The sequence below is a fragment of the Streptomyces sp. NPDC029526 genome (genome assembly GCF_040637405.1).
Classification (GTDB): Bacteria; Actinomycetota; Actinomycetes; order Streptomycetales; family Streptomycetaceae; genus Streptomyces.
Genome location: NZ_JBEZWE010000006.1, coordinates 242,631 through 265,511 on the forward strand (window position 1 = coordinate 242,631; position 22,881 = coordinate 265,511).

The window sequence follows — 22,881 nt, forward strand, 5'->3', positions numbered from 1 at the left end:
GGCGGCTCCGTGGTTCCCGCACACGAGCTTGTCAGATCACCGGGGGCCGGCCCAGCCGGGTCAGCCGCCAGACCGTACGCCACCGCATGGGCCGGCGCGGTCCGCACGGGGTGGCCCAGCCCTCCCGGAACCCGCCGAACCAGGCCCTCAGGGCCGCGCGCGAGGGGCGGCGCGCGAGGGTGAGCAGCACCCAGACGCCCAGGTACACCGGGACCAGCGGCGCGGGCAGGTTGCGGCGGGCCAGCCAGACCCGGTTGCGGGCCACCATGCGGTGGTAGACCGCGTGCCGCGAGGGCGCGGTGGTCGGGTGGTACAGGACCATGTCGGACCGGTAGTCGATCATCCAGCCGGCGTCGAGGGCCCGCCAGGCCAGGTCGGTCTCCTCGTGCGCGTAGAAGAACTCGTCCGGCAGTCCGCCGACCTCGGCGAAGACCTGGGTGCGCACGGCGTTGGCGCCGCCGAGGAAGGTGGTCACGCGGGAGGAGCGCATCGGGTCGGAGGCCCGCAGCCGAGGCACGTGGCGGCGCTGGGTGACACCGGTCTCCGGGTCGGCGATGCGGAAGCTGACGATGCCGAGCGCCGGGTCGGCGGCGAACGCCTCGCGGCAGAGTTCGGCCGTGTCCTCGCGCGCCAGCAGACCGTCGTCGTCGAGGAACAGCAGGATGTCGACGTCCCGGCCGCCCGGCCCGAACGCCTCGATGCCCACGTTGCGGCCACCGGGGATGCCGAGGTTCTCCGGCAGTTCCACGGTGCGCACGGTGTCGGAGAACTCCGTCACGTCGGGCACGGGCGAGCCGTTGCCGACCACGACCACCTGGACCGGGTCGCCCTGCTGGCGGGCGACCGAGTCGAGGAGGGCGCGCAGCTCGTCGGGGCGGTTGCCCATCGTGATGACGACGGCCCCGACCTTCAAGGCGCTCACCGCAGCCTGCTGGAGGCCAGGACGGACACCAGGTGCAGCACGGTCTGCAGCAGGGCGATGCCCGCCAGGACGGCCGTGCCGAGCCGGGTGAAGAACAGGTCGCCGTGGACCGCGTCGGCGATCGCCAGGACCAGGATCAGCAGCGACGCCTCGATGCCGAGGATCAGCCGGTGGAACTTCAGCGCGGCGGCGGCCCGGCGGGCCAGCGCCATGCCGGAGGAGCGGGGCTCGGCCGCGGACTCCTTGACCGGCGGCAGTCCGGCCTGGTGGCGGGCGACGCCGACCAGGTCGGTCTCGGCCTTGATCAGGATCGCGCCGAGGGCGGCCAGGGTGCCGAGGAAGGCCCACAGCCAGTCGATGCGCCCGGGGCCCCACAGGTCGGCGGCCCGCAGGCCGAGACCGACCAGGACGGCCGCGTCGCACAGGTAGGCGCCGACCCGGTCCAGGTAGACGCCCCCGAGGGAGTACTGCTTCTTCCAGCGGGCGACCTCTCCGTCGACGCAGTCCAGCAGCAGGTACATCTGGACCATGAGCACGCCTAGGACGGCCCCCGCGAGCCCCGGCACCAGCAGGGCCGGGGCCGCGAGGACACCGAAGACGGTCATCAGGTACGTGAGCTGGTTGGGCGTGACCCTGGTGTTCACCAGGTAGCGGTCCACCCGCAGGGACACCTCGCGCATGTAGAGGCGTCCCATCCAGTGCTCACCGCTGCGCCGGTCCTTGATCCCCGGAGGGTGCACGACCGGACGGAGTTCAGCTACCGATGGCCTTGACATAGTCGGTGTAGACGTCCTTGATCTGTTCGGTCTTCAGGTCGAGATGCTCGAGGATCGTGTAGCGGCCGGGCCGGGTCTCCGGGGCGAACTCGACGGCCCGGACGAACTCCTCCGCCGTGAAGCCGATGTCCTCCGGCAGGACCGGCAGCCCGTGCCGGCGCAGCACCCCGGCCATGTACGCCGCGTCCTCGTGCGCACCGCGCAGGTACATCGCGAACGCGGCGCCCAGACCGCACTGCTCGCCGTGGGCGGCGGCGCGCTGGGGGAAGAGCAGGTCGAAGGCGTGGTTGATCTCGTGGCAGGCCCCCGAGGACGGCCGCGAGTCGCCCGACACCGACATGGCGATGCCGCTGAGGACCAGCGCCTCGGCGAGCACCTGGAGGAAGTCGTTGTCCGCGATGCCGCCGGGGTGGCGCAGCACGGACTCGCCGGCCTGCCGGGCCATGGCCGCGGCGAGTCCGTCGATCCGCTCGCCCTTGACGCGGCAGGCCAGTTCCCAGTCCGCGACGGCGGAGACGTTGGACACGGCGTCGCCGATCCCCGCGCGCACGAAGCGCACCGGGGCCTCGCGGATGACGTCGAGGTCGATGACGACGGCGATCGGGTTGGGCACGCCGTAGGAGCCGCGGCCCGCGTCGTTGTCGAGGGTGGCGACCGGCGAGCACAGACCGTCGTGCGCGAGGTTCGTCGGTACGGCGACCAGGGGCAGGCCCACGCGTGCCGCCGCGAACTTCGCGCAGTCGATGATCTTGCCGCCGCCGAGACCCACGACGGCGTCGTAGTGGCCGGCCTTCATGGCTCCCGCCAGCCGGACCGCGTCGTCGAGGGTGCCGCCGCCGACCTCGTACCAGGAGGCGCCGGGCAGCGAGGCGGAGATCCGCTCGCGCAGCCGGGCGCCGGAGCCGCCGCTGACGGCGACGGCGAGGCGGCCGGACTGCGCGATGCGCTCGTCGGCGAGGACGCAGCCGAGGTCGTCGAGGGCCCCGGGGCGGATGTCGACGACCAGCGGGGACGGGATGAGCCGGGTCAGTACAGGCACGCGATCTCCCGTCCGCGGGCCAGGTCGTCGTGGTTGTCGATCTCGACCCACTGGACGTCGCCGATGGGCGCCACGTCGATCCGGAAGCCCCGGTTGACGAGCTCCTGGTAGCCGTGCTCGTAGAACTGCTGCGGGTCGGTCTCCCAGACCGTCTTCAGCGCGTCCACGAGGTCCGGGGCGGCGTCGCCCTCGATGAGGGTGACGCCGATGTACTCGCCGGTGGCCTCGGCGGGGTCCATCAGCTTGGTGATCTTCGTCACGCCCTTGGCGGGGTCGGCGACGACCTTCATCTCCTCGTCGGCCAGCGGCTTGACGTCGTCGAGCGCGAGGATGATCCGCTTGTCCCCGCCACGGGCGGCGAGCAGCGTCTTCTCGACGGAGACCGGGTGCACGGTGTCGCCGTTGGCGAGGATCACGCCGTCCTTGAGGGCGTCACGGCCGCACCACAGGGAGTAGGCGTTGTTCCACTCCTCGGCCTTGTCGTTGTCGATGAGCGTGATCTTGAGGCCGTACTTCTTCTCCAGGGCCGCACGGCGCTCGTAGACGGCCTCCTTGCGGTAGCCGACGATGACCGCGGCCTCGGTGAGGCCGACCTCGGCGAAGTTGGCGAGGGTGAGGTCGAGCACCGTGGGCTCGCCCTCGGTGCCCGCGGGCCCCACCGGCACCAGTGCCTTGGGAAGGCTGTCGGTGTAGGGGCGCAGACGCCGTCCGGCGCCGGCGGCCAGCACGAGGCCGATCATGCGGGTTCTCCTTCATCGTGAACGGCGGGTGCCCCGCCCCGGTGGGCGGTCACCCAGAAGCGGATGCTCTCGGCGAGCACCAGCAGGGCCACGGCCACGGCGAGCACCGTGAGCGCGACCGTGAACTGTGAGGCGGTGAGCAGCGCGGCGAGGACGGCGACCGCCAGAACGCGGCCCTCGTGCCCCCCGATCGCCCGCACCAGCCAGTGCGGGGGCGCGCCCGCGTTGCCGCGGATGCGGTAGACCGTGTCGTAGTGATGGTAGGCGACGGCGGCCACCAGCCCGTAGGCCGCGGGAAGGGCGCCGTTCACCTCCGCGCGGGCCGCCAGGGCCAGGACGGTGCCGTACTCGGCGGCCCGGAAGAACGGCGGGACGAGCCAGTCGAGGGCGCCCTTGAGCGGCAGCGCGACCGCCGCGGCCGAGGTGAGGACGTACAGGCCGGCCATGGCCACGGGCAGCACGCCCCCGTACGGGGTCAGGGCGGCGGCGGCCACCACCAGCGCGGCGCCGGGCAGGGCCACGAGGGCGCGGGAGCCCAGGGGGCCCCGGGCGGGCAGCGCGCGGAGCCGGCGCGCGAGGGCCTCGGCGAGGGGTCCGGAGTCGGCGAGGTCGGCGAGCGCCCGGGCGGCCCGGTCGGTGCGGCTCGCCCTGCGGGTCAGGGAGCGCAGGACGCGGCCGGCCGTGGTGTAGAGCGCGGCGAAGGAGCAGCCGACGAGCAGGGCGTAGAAGGTGATGCGGGGGGTGGTGACGGCGGTGAGGACGGCGATCATCGCCCAGCGCTCACCGATCGGAAGCACGATCATCCGGCGGGCCCAGACCGTCCAGCCCAGGCCGTCGAGGCGGTCGGAGAGGGCGGCCGTGGGGCTGGTGTTGGCGGTGGCGTCGTGGTTGGCCTCGTTGAAGGAGAAGTCCACGACGTGCCGGCAGGTCTGCAGGACCATCGCGCCGAGGGCGAGTGCCCAGACGTCGTCGCCGCCGCGGGCGGCGCCCAGGGCGAGACCGGCGTAGTAGGCGTACTCCTTGGCGCGGTCGAAGGTGGCGTCGAGCCAGGCGCCGAGGGTGGAGTACTGCAGGGAGTAGCGGGCGAGCTGGCCGTCGGTGCAGTCCAGCACGAACGAGGCGAGGAGCAGGACGCCGGCGGCGACGAAGCCGGCGCGGGTGCCGGTGGCGGCGCAGCCGGCCGCTATGAGCGCCGTGAGCAGCGAGGCGGTGGTGACCTGGTTGGGCGTGAGTCCGCGCCGGGCGCACCAGCGGGCGAGGTAGCGGGAGTACGGGCTGATGCAGAAGGTGGTGAAGAAGCCGTCGCGCGCCTTGACGGCGGACTTCAGGCGGATCGCCTCGTCGTCGACGGCGGCCACCGCCTGCCGGGCCTCGTTGCGGGCCTGCGGGTCGTCGGGGACGGTCGCGACCAGGCGACCGAGCTCGGGCCGGTGGAGGTCGGCGCCCTCGGCGGCCAGTCCGGCGGCGAGACGGTCGGGGAGGCCGGCGGCGAGGGTGGTGCGCCCGTGGGCCGGGGCCGCGCCGTCGGTGCCGTCGGTGCCGGGGGCGTCCGTCGCGGCCGGGGCGTCGGTGCCGGAGTTCTCCCGGGCCAGGGCCCGGGTGAGGGCCTGGCGGCCGGCGGGCTGGGCGGTGACGGCTCCGGGGATCGCGGCGAGCGGGAAGCGGGGGTCGGTCAGGCCCAGGCGCAGGGCGTGCTCGTGCCCCACGAACCGGGCGTCGACCACGGCGACCCGCCGGTCGGCGGGCACGGCGGCCAGCAGGGCCTCCGCCTCGCCGGGGCCGGAGGCGGCGCGCACGTCGAACCCGAGGGAGCGCAGCTCGGCCTCGAGCGGCGAACCGGGGACCGGTTGACCGGTGAGGATGGCGGTCGACAACCGAACTCACTCCCTGAGGGGCCGACGCGTCCACGCCGGTCGCGTGCATGGCGGACGCCCGTGCCGGGGGCCTGCGGGCGGCATGTCGGCAGAGGTTATCCGATGCCTGGAAGCCCGCGTTCACCGACCGTTCGGCGGCCGGTTCTCCGTGGTTCGGGCGGCATCGCTGCCGCGATCATCATCGGGGATACGGGGCCCGGCCCACAAACCGCGCCCGCAGAAAGGGCATTGAGGGTCATAGGGGACACCCGCCCTCTCCGGCTGGTGCGGCGGGTCGGCATAGGGTGGTCGACCATGACATGGCTGATCACCGGCGGAGCCGGTTACATCGGGGCACATGTGGCGCGGGCCATGGCCGACGCCGGGGAGGACGTCGTCGCCCTGGACGACCTCTCGACCGGGGTGGCGGCCCGCCTGCCCGCCCGGATCCCCCTGGTCGTGGGTTCCTGCCTGGACGGTGCCCTGCTCAGGAGGGTGCTGGCGGAGCACGCGGTGACCGGGGTGGTGCACCTGGCCGCGCGCAAGCAGGCCGCCGAGTCGGTGGCGCAGCCGATCCGCTACTACCGCGAGAACGTGGGCGGTCTCGCCACGCTGCTGGACGCGGTCGCGGAGGCGGGCGTCGGCCGCTTCGTGTTCTCCTCGTCGGCGGCGGTGTACGGCGACCCCGGTGTGGACCTCATCACGGAGGACGCGCCCTGCGCCCCGGTCAACCCGTACGGCGAGACCAAGCTGGCCGGGGAGTGGCTGGTGCGGGCGGCGGGCCGGGCGCACGGGATCTCCACGGTGTGCCTGCGCTACTTCAACGTGGCGGGCGCGGCGGCTCCGGAGCTGGCCGACACGGGGGTGTTCAACATCGTGCCGATGGTCTTCGACCGGCTCACCCGGGGCGAGGCCCCCCGCGTCTTCGGGGACGACTACCCGACGCCGGACGGCACCTGCGTGCGCGACTACATCCACGTGGCCGACCTGGCCGAGGCCCACCTGGCGGCGGCCCGCCGGCCGGCCGGGGGCGGCGCGGACGGCGATCTGACGGTGAACGTGGGGCGGGGCGAGGGCGTCTCGGTCCGCGAGCTGATCGGGGTCATCTCCGAGGTGACCGGTGACCCGCGCGCCCCGGTCGTGGAGGCGCGGCGGCCCGGTGACGCCCCGCGCGCGGTGGCGTCCGCGGCGCTGGCCGCGGAGCGGCTGGGCTGGACGGCCCGGCGCGGGGTGCGCGAGATGGTCGAGTCCGCCTGGCGCGGCTGGCAGCTGCACCACGACGGCTGACGCGGCGGAGCCCGCGAGTGCTCCGCGACGCCGGCCGGTGCGACTCCGGCCCCGCCCGCCGGGAGGTGTTCCGGGCGGTCGGGGCCGAAGTCGCACCGCGTGTGACCTGGTCGACATTTCCGCAGGTCACGGCACATGACAACGGTGTTCAGTGCCGCGTTGCAGATACCCCCTCCCCGTAGTTGACTGTGGTCCGGACGGGTCACGGAAGGACGGTTGGTCATGGGGGCTGGGCACGCTCACGGGCACGGTCACGGCGCGGCGGGCGGCGGCACGGCGAGCGCGGCGTACCGCGGCAGACTGCGCGCGGCGCTGGCGATCACGCTCGGGGTCATGGTGGTCCAGATCGTCGGCGGACTGATGGCCGACTCGCTCGCCCTGGTCGCCGACGCGGCCCACATGGCGACGGACGCGGTGGGCCTGGGCATGGCCCTGCTGGCGATCCACTTCGCGAGCCGTCCCCCCAGCGAGCGCCGCACCTTCGGGCTGGCCCGCGCGGAGATACTCGCCGCCCTGGCCAACTGTGTGCTGCTGCTCGTCGTCGGCGGCTACGTCCTCTACGAGGCGGTCGAGCGGTTCGTCACCCCGGCCGGCACCAAGGGCGGCCTGACCCTGGTGTTCGGTGCGATCGGCCTGGTCGCCAACCTCGTCTCGCTGATGCTGCTGATGCGCGGGCAGAAGGAGAGCCTGAACGTGCGCGGCGCCTTCCTGGAGGTGGCGGCGGACGCCCTCGGCTCGGTCGCGGTGATCGTGTCGGCCGTGGTGATCCTCACCACCGGCTGGACGGCCGCCGACCCGATCGCCTCGCTGGTGATCGCCCTGATGATCGTGCCCCGCACCCTGAAGCTGCTGCGGGAGACGCTGGACGTGCTGCTGGAGGCCGCCCCCAAGGGGGTGGACATGGCCGAGGTGCGCGCCCACATCCTCGCCACGGACGGCGTCGAGGACGTCCACGACCTGCACGCCTGGACGATCACCTCGGGGATGCCGGTCCTCTCGGCGCACGTGGTCGTCAGTCCCGAGGTCCTCAACGCCCTGGGGTACGAGAAGATGCTGCACGAGCTGCAGGGCTGCCTCGGCGACCACTTCGACGTGGAGCACTGCACCTTCCAGCTGGAGCCGCGCGGCCACGCGGAGCACGAGGCGCGGCTCTGCCACTGAGGCGGGGTTCGACAGCTCGGGGGCGGGTCTGCGCGCTGGGGCGCGGATCGGTGACCTGGGGGCGGGCCTGCCCGCTGAAACGCGGATCGACAGCCCGGGGGCGGACCCGCCGCTGAGGCGCGGATCGACAGCCCGGGGCGCGGGCCTGCACGCTGAGGCGGATCGGCGACCCGGGGCGGGTCCGTCACGGGGACGCGGTCCGGCGATCCGGGGACGGCTCCGCCGCTGAGGCGGCAGGGGCGCGTGGGGCGCCGCCCGGCGCGGGGGCTGTCTTCCGCACCACCCCCGAAGGCGCGGTTCCGCGCCCTCGGACACGGGCACGATCGCCACCGGGGCCCCTTCCGGCCCGACCGTGCACCGGCCGGGACATGCGGGGCGTGCGTCGAGTGCCGGAGCGCCGGACCGGTACGGCAGACTTGGGGCGCGAAGACCGAGTGAAGGATGGGTATGCCGATCACACCTGCCACCGCGACGCACGACGCGTCGAACGGCACCTCTGAGGCGATTCTGCTGGAGCTGGTCGACGAGAACGGCGAGACGATCGGCACCGCGGAGAAGCTCTCCGCCCATCAGCCACCGGGCCGGCTGCACCGGGCGTTCTCGGTGTTCCTGTTCGACGAGCGGGGCCGGCTGCTGCTGCAGCAGCGGGCGCTGGGCAAGTACCACTCCCCCGGCGTGTGGTCCAACAGCTGCTGCGGCCACCCCTACCCGGGCGAGGCACCGTTCGCCGCCGCCGCCCGGCGCACCTACGAGGAGCTGGGCGTCTCCCCCACGCTGCTCGCGGAGGCGGGCACGGTCCGCTACAACCACCCCGACCCGGCGTCGGGCCTGGTGGAGCAGGAGTTCAACCACCTGTTCGTCGGCATGGTCCAGTCGGCGCTGCGCCCCGACCCGGAGGAAGTGGCGTCGACGGTGTTCGTCACCCCGGACGAGCTGACCGAGCGGCACGGCCGCGACACGTTCTCGGCGTGGTTCATGACGGTGCTGGACGCGGCGCGCCCGGCGGTGCGCGAGCTGACGGGGTCCTCGGCGGGCTGGTGACCGGCGCCCCGGAGGCGCACGGGTGACGAGCCCCGCCACAGGGCGGTGACGAGCGCCGACGCGTCCGACGGGCCGGGCCCGTAGGGGTCCGGCCCGGCCGGGCCGGCACGCCGGCCGGGAGCGCCGCCGGACGCGCCGACCGTACACGCCTGCCGAACGCGTCGTTCGATCGCGCCACTCAGATGTGCCGGTCGGACGTGCGGGTCAGGTGCTCCGGGCCGGGGCAGCGGGCTTGAGCGGCAGGGCGACCCAGATCACCTTGCCGCCGCTCGCCGTGTGCTCGACGTCGCACGCGCCGCCCGCCTCGCGGGTGATCTCCCGGACCAGCAACAGGCCCCGGCCGCCGGTGCGGGCGTGGTCCGTCTCCAGGGCGGTCGGGCGGTAGGGGTGGTTGTCCTCGACGGCCACCCGCACCCACTCGGCGCCGACGGCGACCTCGACGGCGAGCGTCGGGGACAGCAGGGCGGCATGCCGCACCGCGTTGGTGACCAGTTCCGAGACGATCAGCAGCAGGCCGTGGGCGACGTCGTCGGTGACCGGGACCCCCTGCCGCAGCAGCAGGTCCCGCACGGCGCGGCGTGCCTGCGGGACCGAGGCGTCGACGGCGGGGGCGGTGAACCGCCACACGCCTTCGTACGGCAGCGGCCCGGCGGTCCCGGTGTCGGCGGGACCGTCCGCGCCCTGCGGGCGTGGGTCGGACCCGCGCCCTTGATCGTCCATCGACCGGTCGCCACCCTCGCGCTCGATTGTCGCCACACGTCGAGTGTTGGTAACGCGCCACTCCACACCGAAGTGCTGAACAGAAGTCAGCGCATATCGAGCATGCGTGACCGGATCGGCTCGAACCGCTCACACAAGCGATCGTTCCTGCCCGCCTCGCGGCGTCTTGGGGAACTATTCGGGTTGTACGGGTTTGACGGGAGGCGCCTCGGGCCCAGGGGGCCGTCCCTCGGCCGCGGAGCCGCCGGGGCCGTCCGAGCCCCTGGAACCACCAGGACCCTCGGGAGCAGCGGAGCCGCCGGTGCCACCTGAGCCGTCCGGGCTACCGCCCGAACCGACAGGCCCACCCGAACCGGCAGGCCCACCCGCACCGGCAGCACCGTTGGCTCCCGCGTGACCACCGGAGGCCGCGTCGCCGCCCTGCGCCCCGGCCAGCCGCCCGGAGACCATGCCGACGATGCGGCGACCCCCGTACCCGGTGGCGATCAGGCCCAGCCCGTCGAAGAGCAGGGCCAGTGAGAAGAACGTCCCGATGACGTACTGGCTGCTGCTCGGCCAGGAGGCCAGGACGAGGATGCCGAGCAGCAGGCCGAAGGCGCCCTGGACGAGGGTCCAGCCGAACTGCGGCCCGCGCACCACGAGACTGCCGACCATCCGGAAGACCCCGCCGGTCAGGAAGAGCAGCGCGGCGAACATGGTCAGCGCCTCGGCCGCGGCCTCGGGCGTCCGGAGGATCACCACGCCGGCGGCGATGTTCAGCGCGGCGACGACCACGCCGAGCCAGAAGAAGTTGGTGTGCCGGGCCTGCACCGCGTGCAGCAGACCGACCACGCCGCCGACCAGCAGCAGCCATCCGAACAGCAGCATCGACGTGAGCGTGGCGACCCCGGTGTACACGAGGCCGACCAGGCCCGCGACGACCAGGACCACACCGAGCACCGCGAGCCAGCCGAAGCCCCGGCTCAGTTTGGCGGCCTCGTCGTGCGGGGTGGTGGACTTGACCATGTTCGCCTCCTCGGTCCCCCTCCTCCCTCCTGGTCCCCCTTCGTCCGGGGGTCGTAACACCGCCGTACTCCGGTCGGGCCGGGCCGCTCACCAGGGGCGCCGTCCGCGGCGATGGACCCGGGCGGTTAGCATCCGGCGCATGGAGCAGCAGCTACTGCACGGCGTCACCGACGCGGTCGCCACGGTCGTCATCAGCAACCCGGCCAAGCGCAACGCCATGACGGCGGACATGTGGGCCGCCCTGCCGCCGCTGCTGCGTTCACTGGCCGACGACCCCGCCGTGCGGGTCCTGGTGCTCACCGGCGCGGGCGGTACGTTCTGCGCCGGGGCGGACATCTCCTCGCTCCAGGGGTCGCCGCGTGAGGCGCAGCGGCTCGCGGTGGAGGCCGAGGAGGCCCTCGCCGCCTTCCCCAAGCCGACGCTGGCCGCGGTGCGGGGCCACTGCGTGGGCGGTGGCTGCCAGCTGGCGGCCGCCTGCGACCTGCGGTTCGCCGAGGAGGGGGCCGCGTTCGGGGTGACACCCGCGAAGCTGGGCATCGTGTACCCGGCGTCCTCCACCCGGCGGCTGGTGTCGCTGGTGGGCCCGGCCACCGCCAAGTACCTGCTGTTCTCGGGTGAGTTGATCGACGCCGGACGGGCGCTGCGCACCGGGCTGGCCGACGAGGTGCTGCCGCCGGACGAACTGGACCGGCGGGTGGCGGAGTTCGCCGCGATCCTGGCCTCCCGTTCGCAGCTGACGCAGGCCGCGGCGAAGGAGTTCGCGGACGGCCGCACCGACCGGGACGCGCACTGGGAGGCGCAGGCCCTCGGGAGCGGGGACACGGCGGAGGGTGTGACCGCGTTCCTGGAGCGCCGCCCGCCGCGCTTCACCTGGGCGGCGTCCGCCGGTTGAGCCGAGGGTGCCCGCCCTCCGGCTCACCCCGGAGGGTCCACGCGGCCCGCGCCTCACCGGAGCAGGGGTCCCGTCCCACCGAAGCAGGGGTCCCGTCTCACCGGTCCCGTCTCACTGGAGCAAAAAGCGGCTCCGGGCGCGCAGGCGGTCGACGAGGGGCGCCGGTGCCTTCTCGGGGGACCCGGCGTCGTACGGCGGCTGCGAGTCGTACTCCACCATCAGCCGCCCAACTGACACCGAAGGGTCTCGGCCGCCGTGACGTACGTGCCGCCCGTGATGGCCGCAAGGACGAGCAGCCCACCTTTCCTGCCATCCCGGTACCGGGCGGGACGGGCGTACCGACCAGTCGGTAACGTTCGGGTATGACGACCTCATCCCTGCCCGAGCGCGCCGGACGGCGCTGCCACAACCTGCTCAACGTCCTGCACTCGACGCACTACTTCTCCCCCGACCTGGAGCGGGAGCTGGCCGCCGTGGGGGTCGGGGATCCGCGGGCGGCCTACTTCGCGGTGCGGGCGGCGGCCATGGGGCCGGTGGCGGCGCCGGTGGTGACCGCCACCTTCTTCAACTTCCGGCCGGAACTGGTCGCCCGGCACGTGCCCGCCGTCTGGGAGACCGCCGCCCCCGCCGTCGTCCTCGCGGCGCGCACGCGGGCGGTGGACGCGACGCTGCGGCGGCTGCTGGGCGAGGAGGCGGTGGCCGCGAAGGAGGTGGCCGAGGCGGCGGAGCTGGCGCTGCGTGCCGCGGAGGCGTGCACGCCCGTCGCGCGTCCGCTGTACGCGGCGCACGCCGGGCTGCCGGTGCCCGAGGAGCCGCATCTGGCGCTCTGGCACGCGGCGACCCTGCTGCGCGAGCACCGCGGTGACGGTCACCTCGCCGCCCTGCTCGCCGCGGAGCTGGACCCGTTGGAGGCCCTGGTCAGCCACACGGCGACGGGCAAGGGCATGGCCCCGCAGTGGGCGCTCGGCACCCGTGGCTGGCAGCGCGAGGACTGGGACGCGGCCGCGGAGCGGCTGCGGGCGCGCGGGCTGCTGGACGGCGAGGGGGGCCTGACGGACGCCGGGGTGGCGCTGCGCCGGGAGCTGGAGGCCGAGACGGACCGGCTGGACCGGGCGCCGTACGAGCACCTGGGAGCGGCGGGCGTCGCGCGCCTCACCGAGCTGGCCTCGGAGCCGGCCGGCCGGGCGCTGGCGGCCGGTGCGTTCCCGGCGGGCATGGTCGGCAGGGGCTGAGGGTACCCGCAGGTCTCCCGGCACGCCCGTCGGGAGCACGAAAGGGGAATCCAGTGTTCCGAGCCATCGCAGATGTCCTGCGCCAGATCGGCGGCGCGATCGCCACGGTCGTGACCCTGCCGTTCCGCGCCGTCGCCCGCCTGTTCGGCGGCGCGTCGAGCAGCACCCGGCGCGCCTGAGCCCGGGTCCCCGGACGCGGGGCGGCGCCGCCGCTCCGCGCCGCCCGGGGACTCGGGGCTCCCTGGTCCCGCGACTGTCCGTGCGGCCTGTCAGAATTGCCGCGCAAGCCGGAACGGATAAGGCGGTACGGGATCGTGACGACACCCCCCACAGGGTCCATCGAAGGCAGGATCGCCGAGGAGCTCGGCGTACGGGAACGGCAGGTCAGAGCCGCTGTGGAGCTGCTCGACGGCGGTTCGACGGTGCCCTTCATCGCCCGCTACCGCAAGGAAGCGACCGAGATGCTCGACGACGCGCAGCTGCGTGCCGTCGAGGAGCGGCTGCGCTATCTGAGGGAGCTGGAGGAGCGGCGCACCGCGATCTTGGAGTCGGTGCGCGAGCAGGGCAAGCTCACCGAGGAGCTGGAGGCCCGTATCCGGGGCGCCGAGACGAAGGCGCGCTTGGAGGACGTCTACCTGCCGTACAAGCCCAAGCGGCGCACCAAGGCGCAGATCGCCCGGGAGGCCGGGCTGGAGCCGCTGGCGGCCGGACTGCTCGGCGACCCGGGCGTCGAACCCCTGGCCGCGGCCGCCGCGTTCGTGGACGCGGACAAGGGCGTCGCCGATCCGCAGGCCGCGCTGGACGGCGCGCGGGCGATCCTCACCGAGAAGTTCTCCGAGGACGCCGACCTGATCGGCGAGCTGCGTGAACGCATGTGGGTGCGCGGACGGCTGTCCGCCAAGGTGCGGGAGGGCAAGGAGGAGGCGGGCGCCAAGTTCGCCGACTACTTCGACTTCGCCGAGCCGTTCACCGACCTGCCCTCGCACCGGGTCCTGGCGATGCTGCGCGGCGAGAAGGAGGAGGTCCTGGACCTCGTCCTGGAGCCGGAGGAGCCCACGGACGGCCCATCCTCCTACGAGGGCGTCGTGGCGCACCGGTTCGGCATCGCCGACCGGGGGCGCCCGGGCGACAGGTGGCTGCTGGACACGGTCCGCTGGGCCTGGCGCACCCGGATCCTGGTGCACCTCGGCATCGACATCCGGCTCCGGCTGCGCACGGCCGCCGAGGACGAGGCGGTGCGGGTCTTCGCCGCCAACCTGCGCGACCTGCTGCTGGCCGCCCCGGCGGGCACCCGGGCGACGCTCGGCCTGGACCCCGGTTTCCGTACAGGCGTGAAGGTCGCCGTGGTCGACGCGACCGGCAAGGTCGTGGCCACCGACGTCATCCACCCGCACGTCCCGGCGAACCGGTGGGACGAGGCGATCGCGAGACTGGCGCGGCTGGCGAAGGAGCACGCGGTCGAGCTGATCGCGATCGGCAACGGCACCGCCTCCCGGGAGACCGACAAGCTGGCCGGTGAACTCATCGCCAAGCACCCCGAGTTGAAGCTGACGAAGGTGATGGTGTCGGAGGCCGGGGCGTCGGTGTACTCCGCCTCCGCCTTCGCCTCGCAGGAACTGCCGGACATGGACGTGTCCCTGCGCGGCGCGGTGTCGATCGCGCGGCGGCTGCAGGACCCGCTGGCCGAGCTGGTGAAGATCGACCCGAAGTCGATCGGGGTCGGCCAGTACCAGCACGACCTGTCCGAGGTGAAGCTGTCGCGCTCGCTGGACGCGGTGGTGGAGGACTGCGTGAACGGCGTGGGCGTGGACGTCAACACGGCGTCGGCTCCGCTGCTCGCCCGGGTCTCGGGCATCACGTCCGGGCTCGCCGAGAACATCGTCGCCCACCGGGACGGCAACGGCCCGTTCCGTTCGCGCGCCGAGCTGAAGAAGGTGCCGCGGCTGGGTCCGAAGGCGTACGAGCAGTGCGCGGGCTTCCTGCGGATCCGCGGCGGTGAGGACCCGCTGGACGCCTCCAGCGTGCACCCGGAGGCGTATCCGGTGGTGCGGCGCATGGTGCGGGCGACCGGCCAGGAGGTCGGCTCGCTCGTCGGCAACACGGGGGTGCTGCGCTCGCTGCGCGCCGAGGACTTCGTGGACGAGACGTTCGGTCTGCCGACCGTCGGCGACATCCTGAAGGAGCTGGAGAAGCCGGGGCGCGACCCGCGTCCGGCGTTCCGGACGGCGGCGTTCAAGGAGGGCGTGGAGAAGATCTCCGACCTGTCCTCCGGGATGGTCCTGGAGGGCGTGGTGACCAACGTGGCCGCCTTCGGCGCCTTCGTGGACGTCGGGGTCCACCAGGACGGCCTGGTGCACGTCTCCGCGATGTCGAAGACGTTCGTCAAGGACCCCCGGGACGTGGTGAAGCCGGGTGACATCGTCAAGGTGAAGGTCCTCGACGTGGACATCCCGCGCAAGCGGATCTCGCTGACGCTGCGCCTGGACGACGAGGCGGCGCCTCAGGGACAGCAGGAGCGGCAGGGCGGCGGTGAGCGCCGGCAGCGCGGCGGGCGTCCGCCGCAGCAGCGCCAGGGCCGCCGCGGTGGCGGAGGCGGAGGCGGGGGCGGCGGACGTCATCAGGCGACGCCGCCGGCGAACAGCGCGATGGCCGACGCCCTGCGCCGCGCGGGTCTCGTCGACCCGAAGCGGGGCGGCCGCTGACGCGTCCGCCGGGCGGTCGCGGCGGAAAGGCCCCGGGGGGCGGCGCGGTGCGCCGCCCCCCGGGGCCTCTCGCCTGCTCGGTCAGTGCTTGCCGATGGGGTCGCCCTCCACGTCGGTGCCGCGGCCGGGGCCGATGCGGAGTTCGAACTCGCCGTCGTACTTGCGGTGCCCCTCGATGACGGCCAGGTCGACCGCCTCGGAACCCATCTCGCCGCGCACGATGAGCGGGTCGCGGCGCAGGTCGCGCATGAGGGCCACGCACATGAAGATCATGACGACCACGAACGGTGCCGCCGCGAGGATGGTGAGGTTCTGCAGACCGGTCAGCGCGTCGCCCTGACCGCTGCCCACCAGCAGCATGATCGCGGCGACCGCACCGGTGGCCACGCCCCAGAACACCACGACCAGGCGGCTCGGTTCGAGGGAGCCGCGCTGCGAGAGGGTGCCCATGACCACCGAGGCGGCGTCGGCGCCCGACACGAAGAAGATGCCGACGAGGATCATCACCAGCAGGCTGGCGGCGGTGGCGATCGGGAACTCGTTGAGCACCGCGAACAGCTGGCCCTCGGGCGTCGATTCGTCCGCGAGCCGGCCCTGCTCCTGCAGCTTCATCGCCGAGCCGCCGAAGACCGCGAACCAGATGAGACTGACGGTGCTGGGCACCAGGATGACGCCGCCGACGAACTGACGGATCGTCCGGCCCCGGCTGATGCGGGCGATGAACATGCCGACGAAGGGCGTCCAGGAGATCCACCACGCCCAGTAGAAGACGGTCCAGCTGCCCAGCCAGTCCGCGACGCCGTCTCCGCCGGCGGCCTCGGTGCGGCCGGCCAGCTGGGGCAGCTCGCCCAGGTAGGAGAAGACGGAGGTGGGGATCAGGTCGAGCACGATGATCGTGGGCCCGGCGGCGAACACGAACAGGGCGAGCACCAGGGCCAGCACCATGTTGGTGTTGGACAGCCACTGGATGCCCTTCTCGACGCCGGAGACCGCGGACGCGACGAAGGCGGCGGTCAGCACGGCGATGATGCTGACCAGCAGCCCCGTGCTGACCTTCTCCATCCACCCGAGTTCCTGCACACCGGATCCGATCTGCAGCGCGCCCAGCCCGAGCGAGGCCGCCGAACCGAAGATGGTGGCGATGATGGCGAGCATGTCGATGACCCGGCCGCCGACGCCGTTCGACGCCTTCTCCCCGATCAGCGGCGTGAACACGGCGCTGATGGTCTGCCGGCGGCGCCGGCGGAAGGTGCTGTAGGCGATGGCCAGTCCGACCACGGCGTAGATCGCCCAGGGGTGGAGCGTCCAGTGGAACAGGGTGGTCGCCATGGCGACCTCCATGCGCTGGCCGGAGTCGGCCGGACCGGTGCCCGGCGGGGGGTCCACGTAGTGCGCCAGCGGCTCGCTGACGCCGTAGAACATCAGGCCGATGCCCATGCCCGCGCTGAACATCATGGCGACCCAGGAAACGGTGCGGAACTCGGGTTCCTCGCCCTCCGCACCCAGGCGGATCCTGCCGTAACGGCTCGCCGCGAGCCACAGGGCGAACACGACGAAGCCGGACGCGGCCAGCATGAAGGCCCAGCCGCCGTTGTGCATCAGCCCGCTCAGCGCGCTGCCGGAGACGTCCTGGAGGGAGTCGGTCCACACCGCGCCCCAGACGACGAACGCCAGGGTGAGCACCGCGGTGACCCCGAACACGACCCGGTCGGTCCGCGGTCGCCCCCTGCCGGGCAGTCCCGCCTCCGATCCCGGCAGCAGCGGACCGGCCGGGGTCTCCTTGTCCTTCTGTTGGTCGTGCGTCACAGGCGGCACCTTTCATCCAGCCGATGGGGCAGCGTATGCCCCTCCCGCCATGCCCCTACCACTCCCGACGCGATATTCACCTCATCCACAGCACGCTTCGGTCTCACTGTGGGCACGGGCGGCACTCGGGCCCCCCTCGGGCCGGGTGCCCCGGGTGCCCCGGTGGGCGCGGGACGGCGATACTGCTGCCCATGACGACCGACACCGAGGGGCCCCGCAGGGGTGCCGCAGCGGCCCCGGGCCCGGACAGCGAGGAACCGGCCCTGACGGTCGACGAACTGGCGGCGCGGGCGGGCGTGACCGTGCGCACGGTCCGCTTCTACGGCACCCGGGGCCTGCTGCCGCCGCCCGCGATCGGGCCGCGCCGGGTGGGCCGGTACGGCGGCGAACACCTGGCGCGGCTGGCGCTCATCGAGGAGTTGCAGCGCCAGGGCATGACGCTGGCGGCCATCGAGCGGTACCTGAGCCGGCTGCCGGCGGACCTGAGCGCGCGGGAATTGTCGCTGCAGCGGGCGGTGGTGGCGTCCTGGGCGCCGGACGCGGTGGAGACGGTGTCCCGGGCGGAGCTGGAACGGCGTGCGGGGCGCGCGCTGTCGGACGAGGACGTGCGGCGCCTGGCGGCGGTGGGGGTGGCCGAACCGGACGGCGACGCCTTCCGGGTGGACACCGGTCTGCTGCGGCTCGGCGTGGAGCTGCTGGACGTGCCGCTGGCGGAGGAGACGGTCCGGGAGGCCCGCGCCGTGCTCGTGGAGCACTCCCGCGCCGCCGCCCGCGCACTGTCGGGGCTGCTGCGGGACGCGGTCGCCGAGCGGGAGGCGCGGGACGTGCGGTCCCTGTCCGCCCACATGCACCCGCTCGTGGTGCAGGCCCTGCTGACCTCCTTCCAGCGGTCCCTGCGGGAGGAGCTGCGGGAGTGGATCGACGAGGGCTGACGGCGCGGCCGGGCGGGGACCGCGGGCCCGCTCACCCCGACGGCCACGTCCCCGTACCGGCGTGCGCGTCGGTACGGGGACCGCGGGGACGTGAGGTGCCGGGCCGGCTCAGCGGGCGTCCGTGAACACCTCGCCGCGCTCGGCCTTCTCCACCAGCAGCGCCGGCGGGGTGAAGCGCTCGCCGTAGCGGTCGGCGAGCTCCCGGGCGCGGGCCACGAAGCCGGGCAGCCCGCCTTCGTAGCCGTTGACGTACTGGAGCACGCCGCCGGTCCAGCCCGGGAAGCCGATGCCCAGGATCGAACCGATGTTGGCGTCGGCGACGGAGGTCAGCACGCCCTCCTCCAGCAGCCGCACGGTGTCCAGCGCCTCGGCGAACAGCATGCGTTCCTGCATGTCCCGGAAGGGGATCTCGTGCCCCGGGCGGGTGAAGTGCTCGCGCAGGCCCGGCCACAGCGCTCCGCGCCGGCCGTCCTCGCCGTACTCGTAGAAGCCGGCGCCCCCGCTGCGCCCGGTGCGCCCGAACTCGTCCACCATGCGGTCGACGACGGTCTCGGCGGGGTGCGGGGTCCAGGTGCCGCCGGCCTCCTCGACGGCCCGCCGGGTCTCCTGGCGGATCCTGCGCGGGAGGGTGAGGGTCAGCTCGTCCATCAGGGAGAGCACCTTGGCGGGGTAGCCGGCCTGGGCGGCGGCCTGCTCGACGGAGGCGGGTTCGATGCCCTCGCCGACCATGGCGACGCCCTCGTCGATGAAGTGGCCGATGACCCGGGAGGTGAAGAAGCCCCGCGAGTCGTTGACCACGATGGGGGTCTTGCGGATCTGCCGGACCAGGTCGAAGGCGCGGGCCAGCGCCTCGTCGCCGGTGCGTTCGCCCTTGATGATCTCGACCAGCGGCATCTTGTCGACGGGTGAGAAGAAGTGCAGGCCGATGAAGTCGTCCTGGCGCTCGACGCCCTCGGCGAGGGCGGTGATGGGCAGCGTGGAGGTGTTGGAGCAGAGCAGGGCGTCGGGGGCGACGACGTCCTGGATCTCCTGGAACACCTTGTGCTTGAGGGCGGTGTCCTCGAAGACCGCCTCGATCACCGCGTCGCAGCCGGCCAGGTCGGCCGCCTCGGCGGTGGGGGTGATGCGGGCGAGCAGGGCGTCCGCCTTCTCCTGGCTGGTGCGGCCCTTGGCGACGGCCTTGGCGCAGAGCTTCTCGGAGTAGCCCTTGCCCTTGACGGCCGCCTCCAGGGAGACGTCCTTGAGGACGACGTCGATGCCGGCGCGGGCGCAGGAGTAGGCGATGCCGGCGCCCATCATCCCGGCGCCGAGGACGGCGACCCGGCGCACCGGGCGGGACTCGATGCCGCTCGGGCGGTTGGCGCCGGAGTTGACGGCCTGGAGGTCGAAGAAGAACGCCTGGATCATGTTCTTCGCGGTCTGTCCCACGGCCAGGTCGACGAAGTAGCGGGACTCGATGGCCTGGGCGGTCTCGAAGTCGACCTGGGCGCCCTCGACGGCGGCGGCGAGGATGTTGCGCGGCGCCGGGTAGGGGGCGCCGTTGGTCTGCTTGCGCAGGGTGGCGGGGAAGGCGGGCAGGTTGGCGGCGAACTTCGGGTTCGACGGGGTGCCGCCGGGGATGCGGTGGCCGGGCCGGTCCCAGGGCTGGGCGGACTCGGGGTGGGCGTCGATGAAGGCGCGGGCCTTGGCGAGGAGTTCCTCGGGGGTCTCGGCGACGTCGTCGACCAGGCCGTTCTCCAGGGCGCGCCGGGGGCTGTACTGGGTGCCCTGGAGGAGGACCTTGAGCAGGGCGTCGGCGATGCCGAGCATGCGCACGGTGCGGACGATGCCGCCGCCCCCGGGGAGCAGGCCGAGGGTGACCTCGGGGCAGCCGATCCGGGAGCCGGGGGCGTCGAGCGCGATGCGGTGGTGGCAGGCCAGGGCGATCTCGTAACCGCCGCCGAGGGCTGCTCCGTTGAGGGCGGCGACGACGGGCTTGCCGAGGGTCTCGATGCGGCGCAGCTGCCGCTTGATGGCCATGCTGCTGTCGAACAGCTCCTGCGCCCTCTCGGGGGTGACCCGGATCAGGTCGCGCAGGTCGCCGCCGGCGAAGAAGGTCTTCTTGGCGGAGGTGAGGATGACGCCGCGGAGGGAGTCCTTCTCGGCCTCCAGGCGGTCGGTGATCACGGCGAGGGAGTCGCGGAACGCCTGGTTCATGGTGTTCGCGGACTGGTCGGGGTCGTCGAGGACGAGGGTGACGACACCGCTGCGGTCCTGTTCCCAGCGGATGGTGGTGCTCGGGGTCATGAGGGGGTCTCCGGGGTCTGCGTAGGAGGGCGCGGGCGGGCGCTGGGGGTCAGAGGCGTTCGACGACGGTGGCGATGCCCATGCCGCCGCCGACGCACAGGGTGGCCAGTCCGTAGCGCTTGTCCTGGCGCTCCAGTTCGTCGACGAGGGTGCCGAGGATCATCGCGCCGGTCGCGCCCAGCGGGTGACCCAGCGCGATGGCGCCGCCGTTGACGTTGACCTTGTCCAGCGACAGGCCCATGTCCTTCACGAAGCGCAGCACCACCGCCGCGAACGCCTCGTTGATCTCCACCAGGTCGATGTCGTCGATGGTCAGCCCCGCCTTGGCCAGCGCCTTGCGGGTGGCCGGCGCGGGCCCGGTCAGCATGATGGTGGGCTCGGAGCCGGACACGGCGGCGGAGACGATGCGGGCGCGGGGCGTGAGCCCGGCCCGCTCCCCGGCCTCCTTGGAGCCGATGGCGACGAGGGCGGCGCCGTCGACGATGCCGGAGGAGTTGCCCGCGTGGTGGACGTGGTCGATCCTCTCCACCCAGTGGTACTTCTGCAGCGCGACCGCGTCGAAGCCGCCCAGGTCGCCGATGTCCGCGAAGGACGGCTTGAGCTGGGCGAGGGAGTCGGCGGTGGTGCCGGGGCGCAGGTGCTCGTCGTGGTCGAGGACGACCAGGCCGCTGCGGTCCCGGACGGGGACGACGGACCGCGCGAAGCGGTTCTCCTTCCAGGCGGTCGCCGCGCGCTCCTGGGAGAGGGCCGCGTACTCGTCGACGTCGCGCCGGGAGAAGCCCTCGATAGTGGCGATCAGGTCGGCGCCGATGCCCTGCGGGACGAAGTTGACGGCGAAGTTGGTCATCGGGTCGTTGAACCAGGCACCGCCGTCGGAGGCCATCGGCACCCGGGACATGGACTCGACGCCGCCCGCGAGGACCAGGTCCTCCCAGCCGGAACGGACCTTGGCGGCGGCCAGGTTGACCGCCTCCAGACCGGAGGCACAGAAGCGGTTCTCCTGCACGCCGGCGACCGTGTCGGGCAGTCCGGCGGCGATGGCCGCGGTACGGGCGATGTCGGAGCCCTGGTCGCCGACCGGGCTGACCACACCGAGGACGATGTCGTCGACGGCGGCCGGGTCCAGGCCCGGGAAGCGGTCACGGAGCTCGTGGATCAGCCCCACGACCAGGTCGATGGGCTTGGTGCCGTGCAGGGCGCCGCTTGCCTTGCCGCGTCCGCGCGGAGTGCGGATCGCGTCGTAGACGTACGCTTCGGTGCTCACGGGGAGGCCTTTCGCTGAGGGTTCGAGGGCGGGGGCAGCAGTCGGGGGACGTCCCAGTCGTGGGCCACGCCCTCGGTGTCGGCGCCCGGCCGGGCGGGCCCGGTGCGGACGGTGGTGGGGGTGGCGGAGAACCGCGGTGCCGGTGCGGGCTGGGTGAGGCCCCCGCTGTCGGTGAAGGTGCCGCGGGCCGCCAGGTGCGGGTGGCGGGGGGCTTCGGTGAGGGAGAGGACGGGCGCGACGCAGGCGTCGGAGCCCCCGAAGACGGCCGTCCACTCCTCGCGGGTGCGCGTCCGGAAGCGGGCGGCGACCCGCTCGCGCAGGGCGGGCCAGCGGGTGGGGTCGGTCCGTGCCCCGGGCTCGTCGTCGACGCCGAGGAGGCGCAGGAACTCGGCGTAGAACCGCGGTTCCAGCGCGCCGACCGCCATGTGCCGGCCGTCGGCGGTCTCGTAGGTGCCGTAGTACGGGCAGCCGCCGTCGAGGAGGTTGGCGCCGCGCCGGTCCTGCCAGGCTCCGGCGGCCAGCATGCCGTGGATCATCGAGGAGAGGTGGGCGGTGCCGTCGACGATGGCGGCGTCGACGACCTGGCCGCTGCCGGTGGCCCGCGCGTGGTGCAGGGCCGCGAGGACGCCGAGGGCCAGGTAGAGGGAGCCGCCCGCGTAGTCGCCGAGCAGGTTGGCGGGGGCGGACGGGGGCCGGTCGGGGTCGCCGGTCATGCCGAGCGTGCCGGTGAGGGCGATGTAGGCGATGTCGTGGCCCGCGCGGTCGGCGAGGGGGCCGTCCTGACCCCAGCCGGTCATCCGGCCGTAGACCAGGCGCGGGTTGCGGGCGTGGCAGTCGGCGGGGCCGACGCCGAGGCGTTCGGCGACCCCGGGGCGGAAGCCCTCGATGAGGATGTCGGCGCGGGCGGCCAGGTCGAGCACCCGGCCGGGCCCGTCGGGGGCCTTCAGGTCGACGATGACGGAGCGCTTGTTGCGGTTGGTGACGTCGTACGCCGGGTCGATGCCCAGGCCGGGGCCGCCGGGCCGGTCCACGCGGACGACGTCGGCCCCCAGGTCGGCGAGGAGCATGGCGGCGAAGGGCCCGGGACCGATGCCGGCCAGTTCGACCACGCGCACCCCGCTGAGCGGGCCGTGCCCCGGCGTCGTCGCCTCCGTCATCGAGCCCCCAGCAGTCCGTGGCCGTCCATGACACGACCGATGTGACACCCGTGATGTTAAGAACAC

At 73.6% G+C, this 22,881-nt stretch carries 18 protein-coding genes and 2 pseudogenes; 8 read left to right on the forward strand and 12 right to left on the reverse strand.

Translation table 11 applies throughout. From position 1 onward, the window contains the following. Window positions 1–31 precede the first annotated feature (31 nt). From AB0F01_RS17240 to AB0F01_RS17260, 5 genes are read right to left on the reverse strand one after another with little or no spacing between them, the layout of a single operon-like run. On the reverse strand, window positions 32–922 hold the full coding sequence (locus AB0F01_RS17240) for a glycosyltransferase (protein ID WP_362095768.1): 891 nt from the start codon (window positions 920–922) through the stop codon (window positions 32–34). Next, window positions 919–1,698, reverse strand: a complete 780-nt coding sequence (locus AB0F01_RS17245; protein WP_362095771.1) for a CDP-alcohol phosphatidyltransferase family protein — start codon at window positions 1,696–1,698, stop codon at window positions 919–921. The genes AB0F01_RS17240 and AB0F01_RS17245 overlap by 4 nt, the downstream gene beginning before the upstream one ends. Continuing rightward, window positions 1,676–2,737 (reverse strand): iron-containing alcohol dehydrogenase family protein, encoded by a 1,062-nt coding sequence (locus AB0F01_RS17250; RefSeq protein WP_362095774.1) that lies wholly within the window; start codon window positions 2,735–2,737, stop codon window positions 1,676–1,678. The genes AB0F01_RS17245 and AB0F01_RS17250 overlap by 23 nt, the downstream gene beginning before the upstream one ends. Continuing rightward, the gene (locus AB0F01_RS17255) at window positions 2,725–3,477 is read right to left on the reverse strand and encodes a phosphocholine cytidylyltransferase family protein (protein WP_362095777.1); all 753 of its coding nucleotides are present in this window, start codon (window positions 3,475–3,477) and stop codon (window positions 2,725–2,727) included. The genes AB0F01_RS17250 and AB0F01_RS17255 overlap by 13 nt, the downstream gene beginning before the upstream one ends. Continuing rightward, entirely contained in the window at window positions 3,474–5,351 is a 1,878-nt protein-coding gene (locus AB0F01_RS17260) for a DUF5941 domain-containing protein (protein ID WP_362095780.1), read from the reverse strand. The genes AB0F01_RS17255 and AB0F01_RS17260 overlap by 4 nt, the downstream gene beginning before the upstream one ends. 294 nt (window positions 5,352–5,645) lie before the next feature. On the opposite strand from AB0F01_RS17260, the gene galE reads away from it, so the two are divergent. From galE to idi, 3 genes are all read left to right on the forward strand, one after another. After that, a complete protein-coding gene (gene galE, locus AB0F01_RS17265; protein ID WP_362095782.1) occupies window positions 5,646–6,617 on the forward strand; it encodes a UDP-glucose 4-epimerase GalE in 972 nt (323 codons plus the stop codon). Window positions 6,618–6,839: 222 nt separating this feature from the next. Then, window positions 6,840–7,778 carry a cation diffusion facilitator family transporter gene (locus tag AB0F01_RS17270; RefSeq protein WP_362095785.1) on the forward strand — a complete coding sequence of 313 codons (939 nt, stop codon included), beginning with the start codon at window positions 6,840–6,842 and terminating at the stop codon, window positions 7,776–7,778. Window positions 7,779–8,225: 447 nt separating this feature from the next. Continuing rightward, window positions 8,226–8,819, forward strand: coding sequence for an isopentenyl-diphosphate Delta-isomerase (gene idi, locus AB0F01_RS17275; RefSeq protein ID WP_362095787.1), 594 nt, complete (start codon window positions 8,226–8,228; stop codon window positions 8,817–8,819). Window positions 8,820–9,023: 204 nt separating this feature from the next. Here the strand turns inward: idi and AB0F01_RS17280 are convergent, their stop codons facing one another. Together AB0F01_RS17280 and AB0F01_RS17285 are read right to left on the reverse strand one after the other, a co-directional pair. Then, the gene (locus tag AB0F01_RS17280; protein WP_362096050.1) at window positions 9,024–9,539 is read right to left on the reverse strand and encodes an ATP-binding protein; all 516 of its coding nucleotides are present in this window, start codon (window positions 9,537–9,539) and stop codon (window positions 9,024–9,026) included. A 441-nt stretch (window positions 9,540–9,980) separates the two neighbouring features. Next, a pseudogene (locus AB0F01_RS17285) lies at window positions 9,981–10,544 on the reverse strand (DUF308 domain-containing protein); the annotation flags it as partial. 139 nt (window positions 10,545–10,683) lie between these two features. On the opposite strand from AB0F01_RS17285, the gene AB0F01_RS17290 reads away from it, so the two are divergent. Further along, complete coding sequence (locus AB0F01_RS17290) at window positions 10,684–11,436, forward strand: enoyl-CoA hydratase-related protein (RefSeq protein ID WP_362095790.1); 753 nt, start codon at window positions 10,684–10,686, stop codon at window positions 11,434–11,436. A gap of 111 nt (window positions 11,437–11,547) precedes the next feature. Here the strand turns inward: AB0F01_RS17290 and AB0F01_RS17295 are convergent. Beyond that, window positions 11,548–11,661: pseudogene (locus tag AB0F01_RS17295) on the reverse strand (DJ-1/PfpI family protein); the annotation flags it as partial. Between the two features lie 137 nt (window positions 11,662–11,798). Here AB0F01_RS17295 and AB0F01_RS17300 point away from each other — a divergent pair. The 3 genes from AB0F01_RS17300 to AB0F01_RS17310 all read left to right on the forward strand — a co-directional run bounded on the left by AB0F01_RS17300 (window position 11,799) and on the right by AB0F01_RS17310 (window position 15,370). Beyond that, window positions 11,799–12,668, forward strand: coding sequence for a hypothetical protein (locus tag AB0F01_RS17300; protein ID WP_362095793.1), 870 nt, complete (start codon window positions 11,799–11,801; stop codon window positions 12,666–12,668). A gap of 53 nt (window positions 12,669–12,721) precedes the next feature. Beyond that, window positions 12,722–12,847, forward strand: a complete 126-nt coding sequence (locus tag AB0F01_RS17305; RefSeq protein ID WP_362095796.1) for an LPFR motif small protein — start codon at window positions 12,722–12,724, stop codon at window positions 12,845–12,847. A 135-nt stretch (window positions 12,848–12,982) separates the two neighbouring features. Further along, window positions 12,983–15,370: a Tex family protein gene (locus tag AB0F01_RS17310; RefSeq protein ID WP_362095799.1), complete on the forward strand. Its 2,388-nt coding sequence runs from the start codon at window positions 12,983–12,985 to the stop codon at window positions 15,368–15,370. An 81-nt stretch (window positions 15,371–15,451) separates the two neighbouring features. Here AB0F01_RS17310 and AB0F01_RS17315 read toward each other — a convergent pair whose 3' ends face one another. Beyond that, window positions 15,452–17,176 (reverse strand): BCCT family transporter, encoded by a 1,725-nt coding sequence (locus AB0F01_RS17315; protein WP_362095801.1) that lies wholly within the window; start codon window positions 17,174–17,176, stop codon window positions 15,452–15,454. Between the two features lie 191 nt (window positions 17,177–17,367). On the opposite strand from AB0F01_RS17315, the gene AB0F01_RS17320 reads away from it, so the two are divergent. After that, complete coding sequence (locus AB0F01_RS17320) at window positions 17,368–18,108, forward strand: MerR family transcriptional regulator (RefSeq protein WP_362095804.1); 741 nt, start codon at window positions 17,368–17,370, stop codon at window positions 18,106–18,108. Between the two features lie 108 nt (window positions 18,109–18,216). On the opposite strand, the gene AB0F01_RS17325 is transcribed toward AB0F01_RS17320, so the two are convergent. Genes AB0F01_RS17325 through AB0F01_RS17335 form a run of 3 tightly spaced genes read right to left on the reverse strand, consistent with a single transcriptional unit; the run spans window position 18,217 to window position 22,815 of the window. Beyond that, window positions 18,217–20,394, reverse strand: a complete 2,178-nt coding sequence (locus AB0F01_RS17325) for a 3-hydroxyacyl-CoA dehydrogenase NAD-binding domain-containing protein (protein WP_362095807.1) — start codon at window positions 20,392–20,394, stop codon at window positions 18,217–18,219. Window positions 20,395–20,443: 49 nt separating this feature from the next. Continuing rightward, window positions 20,444–21,658 carry an acetyl-CoA C-acetyltransferase gene (locus AB0F01_RS17330; RefSeq protein ID WP_362095810.1) on the reverse strand — a complete coding sequence of 405 codons (1,215 nt, stop codon included), beginning with the start codon at window positions 21,656–21,658 and terminating at the stop codon, window positions 20,444–20,446. Continuing rightward, the gene (locus AB0F01_RS17335; protein ID WP_362095813.1) at window positions 21,655–22,815 is read right to left on the reverse strand and encodes a CaiB/BaiF CoA-transferase family protein; all 1,161 of its coding nucleotides are present in this window, start codon (window positions 22,813–22,815) and stop codon (window positions 21,655–21,657) included. Before AB0F01_RS17335 ends, AB0F01_RS17330 begins: the two co-directional genes overlap by 4 nt. Window positions 22,816–22,881 lie beyond the last annotated feature (66 nt).